Raw genomic sequence first — 18,036 nt, 5'->3', positions numbered from 1 at the left:
GTCAGACATGGCCGACGCGATCGAGACGAACACCGGCGCGCTACGTCAGAAGACGGCGATCGTCGGTATGGGCTGCCGCTTCCCCGGCGGAGCCTCGGACCACCGGACGTTCTGGCGGAACCTGATGGCGGGCAAGGACTGCATCACGCCCACCCCGCCCGACCGGTACGACATCACCACACTCGGCAGCCGGTTCCGCGACAAACCCGGCCGCCTCGTCGGCGGCCGCGGGGGATACATCGACGGCTTCGACGAGTTCGACCCCGCGTTCTTCGGCATCAGCCCCCGCGAGGCCGATCACATGGACCCCCAGCAGCGCAAGCTGCTGGAGGTGGCCTGGGAGACCCTGGAGGACGGCGGCCAGCGCCCCGCCGACCTGGCCGGTGAGAACGTCGCCGTCTACGTCGGCGCGTTCACCCTGGACTACAAGATCCTCCAGTTCGCGGACCTGGGCTTCACCTCGCTGGCCGCGCACACCGCGACCGGCACCATGATGACGATGGTGTCCAACCGGATCTCGTACTGCTTCGACTTCCGCGGCCCCAGCCTCTCCGTCGACACCGCGTGCAGCTCCTCCCTGGTCGCCGTCCACCTCGCCTGCCAGGCCCTGGCCAGGGGCGAGACCGACCTCGCGCTGGCCGGCGGCACCCTGCTGAACCTGGCCCCGCAGTACACGATCGCGGAGACGAAGGGCGGCTTCCTCTCGACCGAGGGCCGCTCCCGTACGTTCGACGCGGGCGCCGACGGCTATGTACGGGCCGAGGGCGTCGGCCTGGTGGCACTGAAGCGGCTGGAGGACGCCGTCCGCGACGGGGACCGGATCCACGCGGTGATCCTCGGCAGCGGGGTCAACCAGGACGGCCACACCAACGGCATCACCGTGCCCAACCCCGACGCGCAGGTCTCCCTCATCCGCCGCGTCTGCGCCGAGGCGGGCATCGCGCCCGGCGAACTCCAGTACATGGAGGCCCACGGCACCTCCACCCCGGTCGGAGACCCGATCGAGGCCACGGCCCTGGCCCGTGCCCTGGCCGTCGGGCGCAGGCCGGGGGCCCGCGCGTACGTCGGCTCCGTGAAGACCAACATCGGCCATACCGAGTCCGCCGCAGGGATCGCCGGGCTGATCAAGACCGTCCTGAGCCTGAAACACCGCCACATCCCGCCCCACATCAACCTGGAGCGCCTCAACCCCGCCATCGACCCGGCCTCGCTGCCGTACGAGATCCCCACCCGGCCCACCCCCTGGCCCGAGCACGACGGGCCCGCCCGGGCGGGCGTGAACTCGTTCGGGTTCGGCGGGACCAACGCCCATGTCGTCCTGGAGGAGGCCCCGCAGCCCGCGGAGGAGACCGCGTCCCCCGCCGAACGGGCCTGGAGCATCCTGCCGCTCAGCGCCCGGCACCCCGACGCACTCCCCGAGCTGGCCGCGGGCATCCGCGCCGAGCTGGCCGGCGAGAACGGCCCGCCCGTGGCCCTGCCCGACCTCGGCCACACCCTGGCCCACCGCCGCCAGCACCTCCCGCACCGGCTCGCCGTCGTCCACACCTCCCGCGCCTCCCTCGACGAGGCGCTCGCCGCCCACGCGCGCGGCGAGAGCCACCCCCGGATCGTCCTGGACCGCGCGCGGGACGCCGAGGCGCGCCGCCTGGTGTGGGTCTTCACCGGCATGGGCCCCCAGTGGTGGGGGATGGGCCGCCAACTCCTCTGCGAGGAACCCGTCTTCAGGGAAGCGGTCACCGCCTGCGACCGTGCGATCAGGGAGTTCGCCGACTGGTCCCTGATCGAGGAGATGACCGCCGACGAGCCCGCCTCCCGCATGGCCGAGACCTGGCTTGCGCAGCCCGCCAACTTCGCCGTCCAGGTCGGTCTCGCGGCCCTGTGGAAGGCGTACGGCGTGCGCCCGGACGCCGTCGTCGGACACAGCACCGGTGAGATCGCCGCCTTCTACGAGGCGGGCGTCTACTCCCTCCGCGACGCCGCCCGGATCGCGGTGCACCGCAGCCGCCTCCAGCAGACCCTGGCGGGGACGGGCACCATGCTCGCGGTGGCGCTCACCGAGGACGAGGCGGAGCGGCGCGTGCGCCCCTACCGGGACCGGGTGTCGATCGCCGCCGTCAACAGCCCGGCCTCCCTCACGCTGGCCGGGGACGCGGACGCCCTGGCCCTGCTGGCCGGGGAGTTGGGGGCCGAGCAGCTGTTCGCCAAGTTCCTCACCGTGGAAGTCCCGTACCACAGCGTCGGGATGGAGCGGATCAAGGACGAACTGCTCACCTCTCTGGCCCCCTTGGAACCCCGCCCCGCCCGCCTCCCGCTCTACCTCACCGGAGCCGAGGGCCTGGCCCGGGGCGGCGAGCTGGACGCCGCCTACTGGTGGCAGAACGTTCGCGAGCGCGTGCGGTTCCGGGCCGCCGTCGACCGGCTCGCCGCCGACGGCCACCACGTCTTCCTGGAGATCGGCCCGCACCCCGTCCTCGGCCACGCCATCCGTGAGTGCCTTCAGACCGCCGGGGCGTCCGGGGTGACGCTGCCCTCGATCCGCCGCCAGGAGGACGAGAGCGAACGGTTCGCGCTCTCCCTCGCCTCGCTCCACAACCTGGGCGCCGACATCGACTGGGACGTCCTCCAGCCCGCCGGACGGCCCGTCACGCTGCCCCCGCACCCCTTCCGCCGCGACCGGCACTGGACCGAACCCCCGGCCGTCGCACGGGTCCGCCTCGGCCACATCGACCACCCGCTCCTCGGCCGCCGGACCGACCGCACCGAACCGGCCTGGCAGACCCGCCTGGACACCGAGTCCCTGCCCTACCTGGCCGACCACCGCATCCAGGACACCGTGGTGTTCCCCGCCGCCGGCTACATCGAGATGGCGACCCAGGCCGCCCTGCGGCTCACCGGCGGGACCTCCGCCGTCCTCGCCGACATCGACCTGCGCAAGGCCCTCTTCCTCCCGGACGGCGAGGACCGGACCGTGGAGGTGGCGCTCTCCCTGGAGGACGCCGCCTTCACCATCGCCTCGCCCGCCACCGGGGACGACGGGGAGCGGGCCGTCCACGCCGCCGGGGTCGTCCGCACCGGCCGGCGCCGCCCGACCGGCCCGCCGCTCGACGCCGACGCGATCCGCGCCCGTGCGGTCCGCCGCCTCGAAGGCCCCGAGTGCTATGCGGCCCTGGCCGGGCTGGGCTACCACTACGGCCCCGCCTTCCGGGCCATCGAGCAGGTGTGGATCGCCCCCGGAGAGGTCCTGGCCCGGATCCGCCCGCCCGAGCCGGTCGACGCCGCGGGCCACCACCTCCACCCGGTCCTCCTCGACGCCTGCTTCCAGGCCCTGCTGACCCCGCAGCTCCTCCAGGACGCGGCACCCGGCGCGGGCATCAGGCTGCCGCTCTCGCTGGCCGAGGTCGCCCTCGAACCGATCGGGGACCGGCCGCTCTGGGTGCACGCCACCCTGCGCCCCGCCGACGCCGACACCACCCTGGGAGACCTCGCCCTGTACGGGGACGACGGCACGCCGCTCGGCCGGATCGAGGGGTTCCGGGCCGCCGACGTGGAGAAGGCGGCCACCGCCGTCGCCCGCACCACCATCGACTCCTGGCTCGCGGAGACCGTCTGGACACCGTGCCCGCCGCTGACGGAGGAGGAACCGCTCGCGCCCGCCGTCATAGCGGCCCGCACCCACGGCTGGCTGCTCCTGGCCGACACCCAGGGCGTCGCGGACGCCTTCGCCGCCCTCGCCGCGGCCCGGGGCGAACGCTGCCACCTGGTGCGCCGGGGCGAGGCGTACGCCGGAGCGGGACCGGACGGCTCGTACACGGTCGACCCCGGCTCCACCGAGGACCTGGAACGCCTCTTCGCGGAGCTGGACCGCGACAGCGAGCCGTTCAGGGGCACCGTCCTGCACCTGTGGAACCTGGACCGGCCCGCGCTCGCCGACTGCGACCGGCAGGCCGTACGGGACCACGCGGGCCCGGGATCGTACTCCCTGATCGCCCTGGCCCGCACCCTGCTCGCCCGGGGAGGAGGCGGTCGGCTGCACGTCGTCACCCGGGGCGCCCAGCCCGCCCTGCCCGACGAGCCCGTCGAACCCCTGGGGGCGCCCGCCTGGGGCGTCGGCCGCGTCCTGCGCCACCAGGAGCTGACCGACCACCCCGGCAAGCTGATCGACCTGGACCCCGAGCGGCGGCCGGGACCGGAGGGGGCCAGGGCCGAGGCCGAGGCGCTGCTGCGCGAGGTGCTGGCCGATGACGAGGAGGAGATCGCCCTGCGCGCGGGCGTACGCCGCACCAGCCGCCTCCGCCGGGCCGAAGGCCTCACCCGGCCCCTCCCGCCACGGCTGCGGGCCGACGGCAGCTATCTGGTGACCGGTGCCTTCGGGGCCCTCGGCCGACTGCTCTGCCGCACCCTGGTCCGGCGCGGGGCACGCAGGATCGTCCTGATGGGGCGTACGCCGGTGCCCGCACGGGAGAAGTGGGGCTCCACCGACCCCGCCACCGCCGAGGGGCGGGCGGTGGCCCTCCTCCGTGAGCTGGAGGCGCTCGGGGCCCAGGCCGTCCTGGCCCCGCTCGACATCACCGACGAGGACGCCCTGACCGGCTGGCTGGACGGCTACCGGCGCGCCGGACACCCGCCTGTACGCGGGGTGTTCCACCTCGCCGGACAGGTCCGCGACACCCTCGTGACCGACCTGGACCGGCCCGCCTTCGACGCCGTGCACGACCCCAAGACCATCGGCGCCCACCTCCTCCACCGCCACCTGCGCGACGAACCGCTCGACCACTTCGTCCTCTTCGCCTCGGTCGCCTCCCTGCTGACCACCGCCGGACAGACCAACTACGCGGCGGGCAACGCCTTCCTCGACGCCCTCGCCCACCACCGCCGGGCCCAGGGGCTGCCCGCCCTCAGCCTGGACTGGGGCCCCTGGGCCACCGGGATGATCGAGGAACTCGGCCTGGTCGACCACTACCTGCACAGCCGCGGCATGAGCTCCCTCGCCCCCGACGCGGGCATGGCCGTCCTGGAACGCGTCCTCGGCCAGGACCACGCCCAGCTGGTCATCGCCACCGTCGTCGACTGGCCCACCTTCCTGGCCTGGTACCCCTCCCCGCCCCTCCTCGTCACCGAACTCGCCGCGGCCGCCGCCCCGCCCCCGGACACCGACCGGGGCAGCGGCTTCCTCGACACCTTCCGCACCGCCGACGAGGAGGGGCGCCGCTCCCTGGTGGCCGAACGCTTCGCCGCCCTCTCCGCCGCCGTCCTGCGCACCGGCACGGACCGCATCGACCCCGCCGAAGGCCTCGGCCAACTGGGCCTGGACTCACTGCTGGCGATGGAGCTGCGGGCCCGTATCCACGCCGAACTCGGCGTCGCCCTGCCCGTGGTCGCCCTCCTCAGCGGGACCCCGGCCGGCGAACTGGCCGCACAGCTCCACGACGGTCTGCTGGAGCTGGCCTCGGCCGATGACACCGACGCCGCGGACCGCTCCGCCACCCTCCACGAGGACCCGACCCGCTACCCGCTCACCCAGAACCAGAAGGCGCTCTGGTTCCTCAAGCACCTCAACCCCGACGGCTACGCCTACAACATCGGCGGAGCCGTCGAGGTGAACGTCGCCCTCGAACCGGACCTGATGTTCGAGGCCGTACGCCGCCTCATCGCCCGCCACCCCGCCCTGCGCACCAACTTCCTGCTGGAGGACGGGCAGGCCGTGCAGCGGGTCTCCGAGGACGTGGTGCCCGATCTCGCCCTCCACGACGTCCAGGGCGAGGAGTGGGAGACCATCCACGCCACCATCGTCGCCGAGTACCGCAAGCCCTACGACCTCGCCCGCGACCCGCTGGTCCGGTTCCGGCTCTTCAAGCGCGGCCACGACCGCTGGGTCATCATGAAGGCCGTCCACCACATCGTCTCGGACGCCATCTCCACCTTCACCTTCATCGAGGAACTCTTCCAGGTCTACGAGGCCCTGCGGCAGGGACAGGAACCCCAACTGCCTCCGGTCGAAGCCCGCTACCTCGACTTCCTCAACCAGCAGAACACCTTCCTCGCCGGGCGTGAGGCCGCCGGAATGCTCGACTACTGGCGCTCCCACCTCCCCGCCGAGGTCCCGCTCCTGGACCTCCCCACCGACAAGCCCCGCCCGGCCGTCCAGACCCACAACGGGGCCTCCGAGTTCTTCGCGCTCGACCCCGAACTCAGCGCCCGCGTCCACGCCCTGGCCCGCGCCCGCCACGTCACCCCGTTCATGGTGCTGCTCAGCGCCTACTACCTGCTGCTCCACCGCTACTCCGGCCAGGACCACATCGTCGTCGGCTCCCCGGTCACCGGCCGAACCCGGCAGGACCTCGCCTCCGTCTACGGCTACTTCGTCAACCCGCTCCCGCTCCACGCCGACCTCACCGGCGACCCGAGCGTGGCGGACCTCCTGGAACAGGTCCGCCGGACCGTCCTCGGCGGACTGGACAACCAGGAGTACCCGTTCGTCCTGCTCGTCGACGAACTGGGGCTCCAGCACGACCCCAGCCGCTCGGCCGTCTTCCAGGCGATGTTCATCCTCCTCACCCACAAGGTCGCCACCGAGCAGTACGGCTACCGGCTGGAGTACATCGAACTCCCCGAGGAAGAAGGACAGTTCGACATCACCCTCTCCGCCTACGAGGACGAGTCGGACCACCGCTTCCACTGCGTCTTCAAGTACAACACCGACCTCTTCCTCCCGCAGACCATGCGCCGCATGGCCGCCCACTACACCCGCCTGCTCGACGACATGACCCGGGTGCCCGGCGAACACCCCGCGTCCCGGCTGGAGATGCTCGACGACAGCGAGCGCGAACATCTGGTGGGCGAGTGGAGCCGCCCCGCGCTGCCCCCGGAGGCCGCCGATGCCCCCTTCACACCGGTCCACGTGCTGATCGGCGAGGTCGCCGCGGCCGACCCCGCCTCCGTCGCCGTGACCATGCCGCTGCCGGGCGGCGGAGCACGCCGCCTCACCTACGCGGAGCTGGAGCGACGGGCCGCCGACACGGCCGCCCGGTTGCGCACCCTGGGCGTCGGGGACGGCTCGGTGGTCGTCGTCCGCCTGGACAAGTCGCCCGAGCTGATCGTCACCCTGCTCGCCGTGCTGAAGGCAGGCGGCGCCTATCTGCCGCTCCGCCCCGACCAGCCCGCCGACCGGATCGCCCACCTCGTCCGGACCACCGGAGCCACCGTCGTCATCGTCTCCGGCGAACCCGCGCGCGAGGAGACGGCAGCGCTCCCGGTCATCACCCTCACCCTCGACGACCTGCACGCAACCGAGCCGCACCCCGACGGGCCCCCGCCGGACCCGTCCCCGCACTCGACCGCGTACGTCATCACCACCTCCGGCTCCACCGGCCGCCCCAAGGCCGTCCGCGTCAGCCACCGCAACCTCGCCTCCGCCTACGGGGCCTGGCGCCAGGAGTACCGACTGGAGACGGAGGTCCAAACGCACCTCCAGATGGCCGAGCCGTCCTTCGACGTGTTCACCGGTGACCTGGTCCGCGCGCTCTGCTCCGGCGGCAGCCTCGTCCTGGCCGACCGGGACCTGCTCTTCGACACAGCCCGGCTCTACCGGACGATGCGTCAGGAACGGGTCGACTGCGCGGAGTTCGTCCCCGCAGTCGTACGCGGCCTGATGGACCACTGCGAGCGTGAAGGGCTGCGGCTGGACTTCCTGCGGCTCCTGGTGGTCGGCTCGGACGCCTGGAAAGTAGCGGAGTACCAGCGGTTGAGCGAGCTGTGCGGACCGGCGACCCGGCTCGTCAACTCCTACGGCCTCACCGAGGCCACCATCGACAGCGCCTGCTTCGAAGGGCCCGTCGACGATCTGGAACCCGGCCTCATGGTCCCGATCGGCCGCCCCCTGCCCAACAGCACCCTGCACATCCTGGACGCCCACGGCGAACCGGTTCCGCCCCAGGTCCCCGGCGAACTGTGGATCGGCGGCGACGGTGTGGCCCTCGGATACGCCGGAGAGCCCGAGCAGACAGCGGACCGCTTCATCACCCGTACGCTGAGCAAACGCCCCGGAGCCCGGCCCGAACGGCTCTACCGGACCGGAGACATCGCCCGCTGGGACGCCCACGGCCGCGTCCATCTGCTCGGCCGCACCGACGGCCAGGTCAAACTGCGCGGCCACCGCATCGAGATCGGTGAGATCGAGGCGCACCTCGCCCAGTGGCCCCCACTCGCCCGCGCCGTCGTCACCGTCACCACCGACACCGGGGGAGAGGCCGCGCTCTGCGCCTACTGCGTACCGGCACCCGGCGCCGCGCTCGACCGCCGGGCCCTGCGCCGCCACCTGGCCGGGGCGCTCCCCTCGTACATGATCCCGGCGTACTTCGTCGAACTGCCCGCCCTGCCGCTCACCGCCAACGGCAAGGTCGACATCGCCGCTCTGCCCGCACCCCGGGCCGAGACCGGCGAGCGGAGCCACGAGGAGCCGGTGACCCTCTACGAGATCAGCGTGGCCCGGCACTGGAAGACGCTGCTCGGCCTCGAACAGGTCGGCCTGGAGGACGACTTCTTCGAGATGGGCGGCTCCTCCATCAAGCTCATCGAGCTGCTCCACCATCTGCGCACCGAGTTCGGTGTCAGCGTCCCCGTCAGCCGCCTCTACCAGGTCACCACCCTCCACGGCATGGCCGCCACCGTCCAGGAGGTCCTGCACAGCACCAGCACCGACGAACTCCCCTCCCTCACCTTCAACGCCGGCCAGTCACCGCCCCTCTTCTGCTTCCCGCCCGCCGGCGGCCACGGACTGGTCTACCGGGGTCTGGCCGCCCAACTCCCCGAGTACGCCGTCATCGGCTTCAACTACCTCCCGGGCGACGACAAGGTGGCCCGCTACGCCGACCTCGTCGAGACTGCCCGCCCCGAGGGTCCCTGCCTGCTCCTCGGCTACTCCCTCGGCGGCAACCTGGCCTTCGAGACCGCCAAGGAGCTGGAGCGGCGCGGACGCCGGGTGGGCCATGTCGTCATCCTCGACTCCCGCCGCATCATGGAGCGTTACGAGCCCGGAGACGAGGGCATCCGCCACTTCGAGGCCGAACTCGCCGACCACCTCCGCAAACACACCGGATCGGAGGCCGTCGCCCAGGAGACCCTCGTCCACGCCGCCGAGTACCTCACCTTCTGCGGGCGCACCCCGAACACCGGAACGGTCGACGCACCGGTCAGCGTGATCACCGACCAGGAGAAGGCCGCCCTCTACGCGGCCGGACAGCACGGCAGCTGGCACGGCAGCTCCACCGCCACCACCGTGGTCCTGCGCGGCTTCGGCCTCCACGCCGACATGCTCGACCCCAAACACCTCCCCCGCAACGCCGCCCTGATCCGCACCGCGCTGACGGGAGGCGCGGCCCATGGCGACTGACACCACCACCAGGAAGGACACCGTCGACGACTGGGGCAGCCGCGAGCGCACCCCCGGCACCCCGGCCCGCGTCATCGTCATCGGCGCGGGAGTGGCCGGCCTCTCCACCGGCTGCTACGCGCAGATGAGCGGCGCCAGGACCCGGATCTTCGAGAAGCACGTGCTGCCCGGCGGCTGCTGCACCGCCTGGTCGAGGGACGGCTACCTCTTCGACTACTGCATCGAGTGGCTCATCGGTACCGCGCCCGGCAACGACGCCCATCAGATCTGGCGGGAGCTGGGCGCGCTCGACGGGAAGACCGTCACCAACTTCGAGCTGTTCAACAAGGTCGAGGACGAGCACGGCCGCTCGGTCACCTTCTACAACGACCCCGACCGGCTGGAGGCCCACCTGCTGGCCCTCTCACCCGCCGACGCCCCCCTGATCCGGGCCTTCACCCGCGATCTGCGGCGGTTCACCGCCATCGAGCTGTACCCGTTCCTCACCGCCCCCGCCCTGCGGACCGTACGGGAGCGGGCGGCGACCCTGCGCACGGTGCTGCCGGCCTTCCGGCTCTTCTGGCGCACGGCCGCCACCCCGATGCACGTCTTCGCCGACCGATTCCAGGACCCGCTGCTGCGCCGGGCCTTCCGCAACATCTTCTTCCAGGACCCGGAGGGCTTCCCGCTCCTGCCGTACCTGTTCAACATGGCGGCGGCCCACCACCTCAACGCCGGTTTCCCGCAGGGCGGTTCACTCGGGCTGTCCCGCTCGATCGAGGACCGCTACCTGGGCCTGGGCGGAGAGATCACCTACCGGGCCCGCACGGAGAGGATCCTCGTCGAGAACGACCGCGCGATCGGCATCGAACTCCGCAACGGCAGAAGGTACTTCGCCGAGCACATCGTCTCCGCCTGCGACGGCCGCACCACCGTCCACGGACTGCTCGACGGCCGCTACACCAGCCCCCGGATCGACAAGCTCTACAACGACCTCATCGAGCGCCCCGGCACGCTCTTCCCCGCGGTCGTCTCGGCCTTCGTCGGCCTGCGCGGCGACTTCGACCCCGATGAGGCCCACAGCACCACCCACCTCCTGGCCGACGAGGACGGCAAGCGCCTCCCCGGCGCCCTCCAGAACAGCCTGGTCGTCCAGGCCCGCTCCCGCTACTCCGACGGCTTCGCACCCCCGGGCCGCTCCGTCCTGCACTGCACCTACTTCAGCGACTACACCTACTGGAAGGAGCTGCGCACCCGCAGCCGCAGGGAGTACCGCGGCCGCAAGCACGAGGTGGCCGACTTCGTCCGCACCTTCCTGGAACACCGCCACCCGGGCATCAACGACCGCATCGACCTCGTCGACATCGCCTCACCCGCCACCACCCACCGCTACACCGGCAACCACCACGGCTCGATCCTCGCCTGGAAGGCATTCTCGGACGCCGACGACGTCGCCGCCCGCCTGGTCGGCAAGGACCGGATGCGGCTCCCCGGCCTGAGGGGCTTCTCCATGGCCGGACAGTGGGTCGGCATGGGCGGCCTGATCCGCGCCGCCTCCACCGGCCGCTTCGCCGTCCAGTACCTCTGCCGCGAACTGGGCCTGGAGTTCCGGGCCTGGGAGAGCGAGGGAGCCGAGCCCTGGCACCCCGGCATGCTGGGAGAACTGCCCCAGCTCGACCGGTGGTCGGCACGGGAGGACACCGGTTCATGACCGACAGGACCACCGGTGGCCCCCAGAGGCCCAGGGAAACGATGATCATCATCGGGGGAGGGCTCGGCGGCCTCTCCACCGGCTGCTACGCCCGGATGAACGGCTACCGCACCCACATCCTGGAGATGCACGAACTGCCCGGCGGCTGCTGCACCGCCTGGGAGCGCGGCGGCTTCACCCTGGACGCCTGTGTCAGCTGGCTCCTCGGCAGCGGCCCAGGCAACGAGATGCACCAGATCTGGCTGGAGCTGGGCGCCCTCCAGGGCAAGGAGATCCGCCACTTCGACGTGTTCAACATCGTGCGCGGACGGGACGGGCGGGCCGTCCACTTCTACTCGGACCCGGACCGCCTGGAGGCCCACCTCATCGCCATCTCGCCCGCCGACGCCCGTACCGTGCGCAGGTTCTGCGCCCAACTGCGCAGCTTCCGCAAGGCGCTTGCCGTCTACCCGTTCCTCAAGCCCGTCGGACTGATGGGCCGGCTGGAGCGCTGGCGGATGCTCGCCTCGTTCCTCCCCTACGTCAACGCCGTGCGCACCACGATCACGGTCCTGATGACCGAGTACTCCGCGAAGTTCCAGGACCCGCTGCTGCGGGAGGCGTTCAACTTCATCCTGTACGAGAAACACCCCAACTTCCCCGTCCTCCCGTTCCACTTCCAGCTCGCCTCCCACGCCAACCTCTCCGCGGGCGTCCCCGAAGGCGGCTCGCTGGGTCTGGCCCGCTCGATCGAGGCCCGCTACCGCCGCCTCGGCGGGCAGATCTCGTACAACACGAAGGTCGAGACGGTGATCGTGGAGGACGACCGTGCGGTCGGCGTCCGGCTCAGCGACGGCAGCGAACTACGCGCCGACATCGTGGTGTCGGCCTGCGACGGCCACACCACGACCATGAAGTTCCTCAGGGGCGCCTACCTGGGAGAGGAGTACCGCAAGCTCTACACGGAGACGATCCAGGAACCCGGCATGGTCTTCCCCGGCTACTTCACCCTCTTCCTCGGTCTCTCCCGACCCTTCCCCGAGGGCGACCCCTGCACGACGTACCTGCTCGACGAAGCCACGGCGGCGAAGCTCACCGGCATCCGCCACGCCAGCGTCAACGTCCAGTTCCGCAGCCGCCATTACCCCGAACTCTCTCCGGACGGCACCACCGTCGTCTACGCGACCTACTTCAGCGACATCGCCCCCTGGCGGGCCCTGGACGAAGGCCCCGAGCAGGTCACCCGTACCCGGGGCGGGCAGGAGCTGCACACCCTGCCGGTGCGCCACGGCCGCGGCTACTACGCCGCCAAGCGGCGGGCACGCGAGACCCTTGTGGAGTTCCTGGAACAACGCTTCCCCGGCATCCGCGACGCCATCGTCGTACGGGACGTGTCCAGCCCCCTCACCCAGGTCCGCTACACCGGCAACTACGACGGTACGGTGCTGGGCTGGCAGCCCTTCGTGGAGAGCGGCGAGAAGCTCGAGGAGCTGGTCAAGAAGCACGGCCCGGGACTGCCCGGCCTCGCCAACTTCTACCAGTCCGGCGTCTGGGCCACGACCGGCGGGCTGATCCGGGCCGCCGCCGCCGGACGCCACGTCACGCAGTTCATCTGCCGCGACGACGGAAAGCCCTTCACCGCGTCGCTCGACCGGACGGCACCCCCGCCGACCCACCGCGTCATCCCCGTAGCGACCGACTGCGGGACCGCCGCCGCAACCACGACAGGGAAGAGCACATGAGGATCGAGAAATGGGTCGTCCGCGAGCACGTCGAAGGCGTGCCGGACGTGGACCGGGTCTACGAGAAGGTCGTCGAGGACGTCGACGTGGCCCTGGCCCCCGACGAGATGCTGCTCCGCACGCTGTACGTCTCCGTCGACCCCTACCTCCAGGGCATCGCCCTCGACACCCCCGTCGGCTCCCACATGGGCGCCGACTCGATCATGGAGGTGGTGGCGGCCGGACCGCGCGCCGCCCACGGCGTCGGCGACCTCGTGCAGGGCTTCGGCGGCTGGCGCTCCCATGTCGTCTCCACGGGCGCGGCCGAGCCCTGGCGGACCGGCACCTTCCCGATGGTCTTCCCGGCCTACCGCAGACTCGACCCCGGCCGGTACGACGACGCCCTGCCCCTAACGACCGCGCTCAGCGTGATGGGCGGCCCCGGCATGACGGCCTGGGGCACCCTCACCAAGTACATGACGGTGAGGCCCGGGGACACCTTCGTCATCAGCGGGGCCTCCGGCGCGGTCGGCGCGCTCGTCGGCCAGCTCGCCGCGCTCGCCGGCGCCCGGGTCGTCGGGACCACCTCCTCCCCGCAGAAGGCGGAGTACCTCCTCGCCCTGGGTTTCGACACGGTCGTGGTCTACCGGCACACCGACGGTGCCGACACCGTCCGCGAGGCGCTGACCCGGGCGGCCCCCGACGGCGTCGACCGCTACTTCGACAACCTCGGCGGAACCGTCACCGACGTGGTCTTCTCCATGCTCAACGTCGGCAGCCAGGTCGCGGTCTGCTGGCAGTGGGCGACCCAGGTCTGCAACGAGGAGACGGGGCCGCGTCTGCTGCCCTACCTGATGTTCCCGCGCGCCACGGTCCGGGGGATCTTCTCGCTGGAGTGGTTCACCGACCAGAACTGGAAGCACCTCCACGCCGACCTCGGCAGCCGGGTCCGCCGGGGCGAGGTCGTCTGCGACCACACCCTCCACCACGGCTTCGACGCCATCCCCGCCGCCTACGGCAGCCTCTACGGCGACCGGGCGGAGAGCCGGGGCAAGGTGCTGGTCGCCCTGTGACAGCCGCCGCCCGCCCACCACTCGACCGGTCCCTCCGCCCCGGGAGTCCACGATGAACACCACCAGCCCGTCCCTGGTCCCCCTGCACCGCCTGCGGTTCGGGAAGCCGGCCCCGCCCCGCCTGGGGGAGCTGCCCACCGGCGCCCCCGCCTGGCTGGTGAGCCGGTACGCCGACGTCCGCCAGGTCCTCTCCGACCCGCGATTCGGCCGGTCCCAGCTGTACGCACAGGACGCACCGGCCCTCTCCGACGTACCGGACCTCGTCAACAATCCCGACCTCATGTTCAACCAGGACGGCCCCGACCATCTGCGGCTGCGCCGGACCCTGCGCCGGGCGTTCACCCCCAGGGCCGTCGCCCGCTGGCGGCCCTGGATCGCCGCGATCGTGGACGAATTGCTGGACCGGCTGGAGGAGCGGCCCCAACCGGCCGACGTGGTACAGGAGTTCACCCTTCCCCTCCCCGTGGCGGTGATCAGCCGGCTGATGGGTCTGGACGGCTCGGTCCGGGAGCGGATGCGCCACTGGAGCGAGCACGCCTTCTCGGACGGATCGCACCCGGGGGAGGAGGTGGAGTCGGTGCTGAAGGAGTTCAGCGCGTTCGGCGCGGACCTCCTCGCGGCCCGGCGGGGCACCCCCGGCGACGACCTGGTCAGCAATCTGGTCCGGGCCGCCGACGAGGAGGGCGGACTCCCCGAGGCGCAGTTGGTGAGCCTGGTGTGCGGGCTCGTCGTCGGCGGCCACGACAGCACGATGACCATGCTGGGGAACGGGCTGCTCTACCTCCTGGGCGAACGCCCGGAGAGCTGGCCCCGCATCGGCGCGGACGAGGAGGCGGCCGGCCGGGTCGCGGACCGGCTCATCCACCTCGTCCCGCTCGGCGACGACCGGGGGACGGCCCGCCACGCGGCCGCGGACATCGAGGTGGGCGGGGTGGTGATCCCGGCCGGGGCCATCGTCCTGGCGGACTGCGGCGCCGCCAACCGTGACCCGGACGTCTTCCCCCGCCACACGCTGGAGGACCTCTTCGCCCCGCTGGAGGCCCCCACCCTCTCGCTCGGGGCAGGGGCCCACTACTGCCTGGGCGCCTGGCTGGCCCGCACGGAACTCCAGCTCGCCCTGCACCGCCTGGCCGCCCGCTTCCCGGAGCTGCGGCTGGCGGAGCCGGTGGAGCGGGTCACCTGGCGGACCGGGACGACGTCACGGAGCCCGCGGAGGCTGACGGTGACCTGGTAGCCCAGCCGGTGAGACGGCTACGGCGATGGCCGCGGCACGGCTACGGCCACGGCCATCGGGCTTCGGGCCACGTGGTGCGGGCCATGGCCGCAGTCGCGGACTTCGGGCTGTGGTTCAGCGGACCCGCTCGAAGCTCGGCCCGTAGGTGCCGGCCTTGACGCGCAGCGTCTCGAAGCCGCCCTCGCCCTTGTTGCCGTACTTGTTCCAGTACTGACAGGTCAGCCCGGAGTCGCCGTTGAGGTCGACGGCCTGGGCGACGGGGAACTCCTCGCAGGCGAGCTTGTTCGCCTCGAGCCCCGCCTCCTTGCCGTACTGCTCGTACAACTGGTGGTAGACGGCCTTCGCCACGATCAGCGACTTGAGCGGCTTGGCGTTGTAGAAGGTCATGAAGCTGCCTTCCTTGTACGAGTCGCTGATCTTGACCTCGTACGGGATGACAGCACCCTCGTAGGTGACGTTGCAGGTACTGACGGCCCCGGCCTTCTGGGTCACGCCGTCCGGGCACTCGGCGCTGGTCTTGCCCGGCACCTTGACCCGGCCGAGCAGCTGCTCCTGGAGCTTGTGCTCCACCCGATCGGTGAAGGGGGCGCTGTTGTCCGGCTTGGGCAGAACCTTGAGCTGTGCGTCGGACGAGCTCTGGAGCACGTCCTTCTGCGGGCCGTCCACGGCGACGGGGAGCGTCGCCTCCTGCGGTGCGGCGCTGGTCTCCTGAGGGGCTTCCGGCTTGGAGTCGGCGGCGGGGGTGACGGCGGTGCCGGACGAACCCCCGGTGCCGCAGCTGACTGCGAGGATGCCGACGGCGGCCAGTCCGATGAGCTTCTTGGTGTAGTGCATGGGGGCAGCCTAAGAGCCGCCTGTGAGGGCCCCGGGGGCCGCGGAAGGGGCCCACGGCGGCTCGGCGGCGCGCCGAAAGGGGACATTGCTGAAGGAAGTGCTCCGTTTCGCGCCGCCACACCTGTCCGGTGGCCACCTGACGGTGGCCCAGCCGAGAAAAGCTCGTAGCGCGACTGTGACGCCCGGGGCTCACGTGTACCGGTCGCGGCAGGAGTCCGGACCGCTGAGTCGCCCGAAAGCGGTCCCGGCCGTCGGGAAGCCGAAGCGCCATCGCTCGTGTCGCTCTGAGGGGCGGATCCGGGGCGGTGCCGAAGGGCGTTCCGGCCGGGGCGGTTTGACCTGACGGGCCTTCATCAGCCACGGCACCGGAGGACGGCGTGCAGGCCGTGCGTCACGAGTCGCCGTCACCCCGGCCGGATCGCGGCCCGGCCGCTGGGGCCCCATGCGCCGCTCGGCCAGGCCGGCACGGCCGTCGCGGGTGCGGGGCTCCTCAGAGCGTCTGCCAGATCCGCGTCAGTGACGACGTCGTGAGGACCTGGTCCGGATGCCCCTGCTCGACGATGCGGCCGTCCTGGAGCAGGAGGCAGGCGTCCGCCGCGCGGGCCGCCCCGAGGTCGTGTGTGGCCTGGACGACCGTCACCCCGTCGGCGACGAGCGCCGCCAGCAGCGCCCCGATCCGGTCCCTCGCCTCCGGGTCCAGCCCGGTGGTCGGCTCGTCGAGGAGCAGCAGGTCCGACTCCTGCGCCAGACCCTGGGCGATGAGCGCGCGCTGCCGCTGTCCGCCGGAGAGCTCGCCCAGTTGGCGTGCGGCGAGGTCGCCGATGCCGAGTCGGTCGAGTGCCGCGTCCACGGTCGCGTGGTCCCGTGCGGTGAGCCGGCGCCACGGACCGCGCTCGACCCACCGCCCCATCTCCACGGTCTGCCGGACGGTGAGCGGCAGCGTGTCGCCTACTGCGCCGCGCTGCGGTACGAAGGCGGGCGGCCGGTCACCGGCGCGGAGGAGGTCGCCGGATGTCGGCTTGATCACACCGGCGAGCACGCCGAGCAGGGTGGACTTGCCGCTGCCGTTCGGACCGACGAGCACAGTCGTGCTCAACTCGGTTATTTCTCCGCTTACTTGATGAAGCACCGGGCGCCCCGGGTAACCGGCGCACAGCTCCGAGAAGCGGAGGGAGGCGGTCCGGTCGAGGGGTGGGGCGGTCGAGGGGCACGGTTTGTTGAACATGATTTTCATTGTAGTGTCCGGTGCATGGAATGGTTGACGGTCCCGTTCGAGGTGACCTTCGTGCAGCGGGCCCTGTGGGGCGGGATGCTGGTATCCGCCATCTGTGCGCTGGCGGGCACCTGGGTGGTGCTGAGGGGGATGGCCTTCCTCGGTGACGCCATGTCCCACGGGCTGCTGCCGGGGGTCGCGGTCGCCGCGCTCCTCGGGGGCAACCTGATGGCGGGCGCGGTGGTCAGCGCCGCCGTCATGACGGCAGGCGTCACCGCGCTGGGCCGTACCCCCAGGCTGTCGCAGGACACCGGCATCGGCCTGCTGTTCGTCGGCATGCTCTCGCTCGGCGTGATCATCGTGTCGCGCTCGCAGTCCTTCGCGGTCGACCTGACCGGATTCCTCTTCGGTGACGTTCTCGCGGTCAGGCAGCAGGATCTCCTCGTGCTCGCGGCGGCGTTGCTCGCGGCGCTGGCGGTGTCGGTCCTCGGTCACCGTGCCTTCCTGGCCCTGGCGTTCGACTCGCGCAAGGCCCATACCCTGGGGCTCCGGCCGCGCCTGGCCCACGCTGCGCTCCTCGGTCTGCTGGGCCTGGCGATCGTCGCCTCGTTCCACATCGTGGGAACGCTGCTCGTCCTCGGACTGCTCATCGCACCGCCGGCGGCCGCTCTGCCCTGGGCTCGCTCCGTGCGCGGAGTCATGGTGATCGCCGCCCTGTTCGGCACCTCGGCCACGTTCGGAGGCCTGCTGCTGTCGTGGCACCTGAGCACGGCGGCCGGCGCGACGGTCGCGGCCCTCGCGGTGAGCCTGTTCTTCGTCTCCCACGTGCTGTCCGGCCTGCGTGACCGGCGTACCGGCCGGGCCCACTCCGCGGCACCTGTACTCGCAGTCGACTGAAAGAAGC

8 protein-coding genes are annotated in these 18,036 nt (G+C 71.9%); 6 read left to right on the top strand and 2 right to left on the bottom strand.

From position 1 onward, the window contains the following. The first annotated feature begins 7 nt into the window (after positions 1-7). The 5 genes from AC0682_RS06325 to AC0682_RS06305 are packed head-to-tail and all read left to right on the top strand — an operon-like array spanning position 8 to position 15,085. Complete coding sequence (locus tag AC0682_RS06325) at positions 8-9,388, top strand: non-ribosomal peptide synthetase/type I polyketide synthase (protein ID WP_478531245.1); 9,381 nt, start codon at positions 8-10, stop codon at positions 9,386-9,388. After that, positions 9,378-11,078 (top strand): phytoene desaturase family protein, encoded by a 1,701-nt coding sequence (locus AC0682_RS06320; protein WP_478531244.1) that lies wholly within the window; start codon positions 9,378-9,380, stop codon positions 11,076-11,078. Before AC0682_RS06325 ends, AC0682_RS06320 begins: the two co-directional genes overlap by 11 nt. Next, positions 11,075-12,799 carry a phytoene desaturase family protein gene (locus AC0682_RS06315; protein WP_478531242.1) on the top strand — a complete coding sequence of 575 codons (1,725 nt, stop codon included), beginning with the start codon at positions 11,075-11,077 and terminating at the stop codon, positions 12,797-12,799. The genes AC0682_RS06320 and AC0682_RS06315 overlap by 4 nt, the downstream gene beginning before the upstream one ends. Then, entirely contained in the window at positions 12,796-13,851 is a 1,056-nt protein-coding gene (locus tag AC0682_RS06310) for an MDR family NADP-dependent oxidoreductase (protein ID WP_478531240.1), read from the top strand. Before AC0682_RS06315 ends, AC0682_RS06310 begins: the two co-directional genes overlap by 4 nt. A gap of 52 nt (positions 13,852-13,903) precedes the next feature. Beyond that, on the top strand, positions 13,904-15,085 hold the full coding sequence (locus AC0682_RS06305; protein WP_478531239.1) for a cytochrome P450: 1,182 nt from the start codon (positions 13,904-13,906) through the stop codon (positions 15,083-15,085). 114 nt (positions 15,086-15,199) lie between these two features. Here the strand turns inward: AC0682_RS06305 and AC0682_RS06300 are convergent, their stop codons facing one another. Together AC0682_RS06300 and aztA are read right to left on the bottom strand one after the other, a co-directional pair. Continuing rightward, positions 15,200-15,919, bottom strand: coding sequence for a hypothetical protein (locus AC0682_RS06300; protein WP_478531237.1), 720 nt, complete (start codon positions 15,917-15,919; stop codon positions 15,200-15,202). Between the two features lie 490 nt (positions 15,920-16,409). Next, positions 16,410-17,153, bottom strand: a complete 744-nt coding sequence (aztA, locus tag AC0682_RS06295) for a zinc ABC transporter ATP-binding protein AztA (protein ID WP_478531235.1) — start codon at positions 17,151-17,153, stop codon at positions 16,410-16,412. A 15-nt stretch (positions 17,154-17,168) separates the two neighbouring features. Between aztA and aztB the strand changes: the two genes are divergently transcribed. Next, positions 17,169-18,029: a zinc ABC transporter permease AztB gene (aztB, locus tag AC0682_RS06290; protein WP_478531234.1), complete on the top strand. Its 861-nt coding sequence runs from the start codon at positions 17,169-17,171 to the stop codon at positions 18,027-18,029. Positions 18,030-18,036 lie beyond the last annotated feature (7 nt).

Source organism: Streptomyces sp. NPDC043746 (assembly GCF_056436485.1).
Note: the sequence above shows the minus strand (reverse complement) of the source record. Positions and strands in the feature narration are given on the sequence as shown.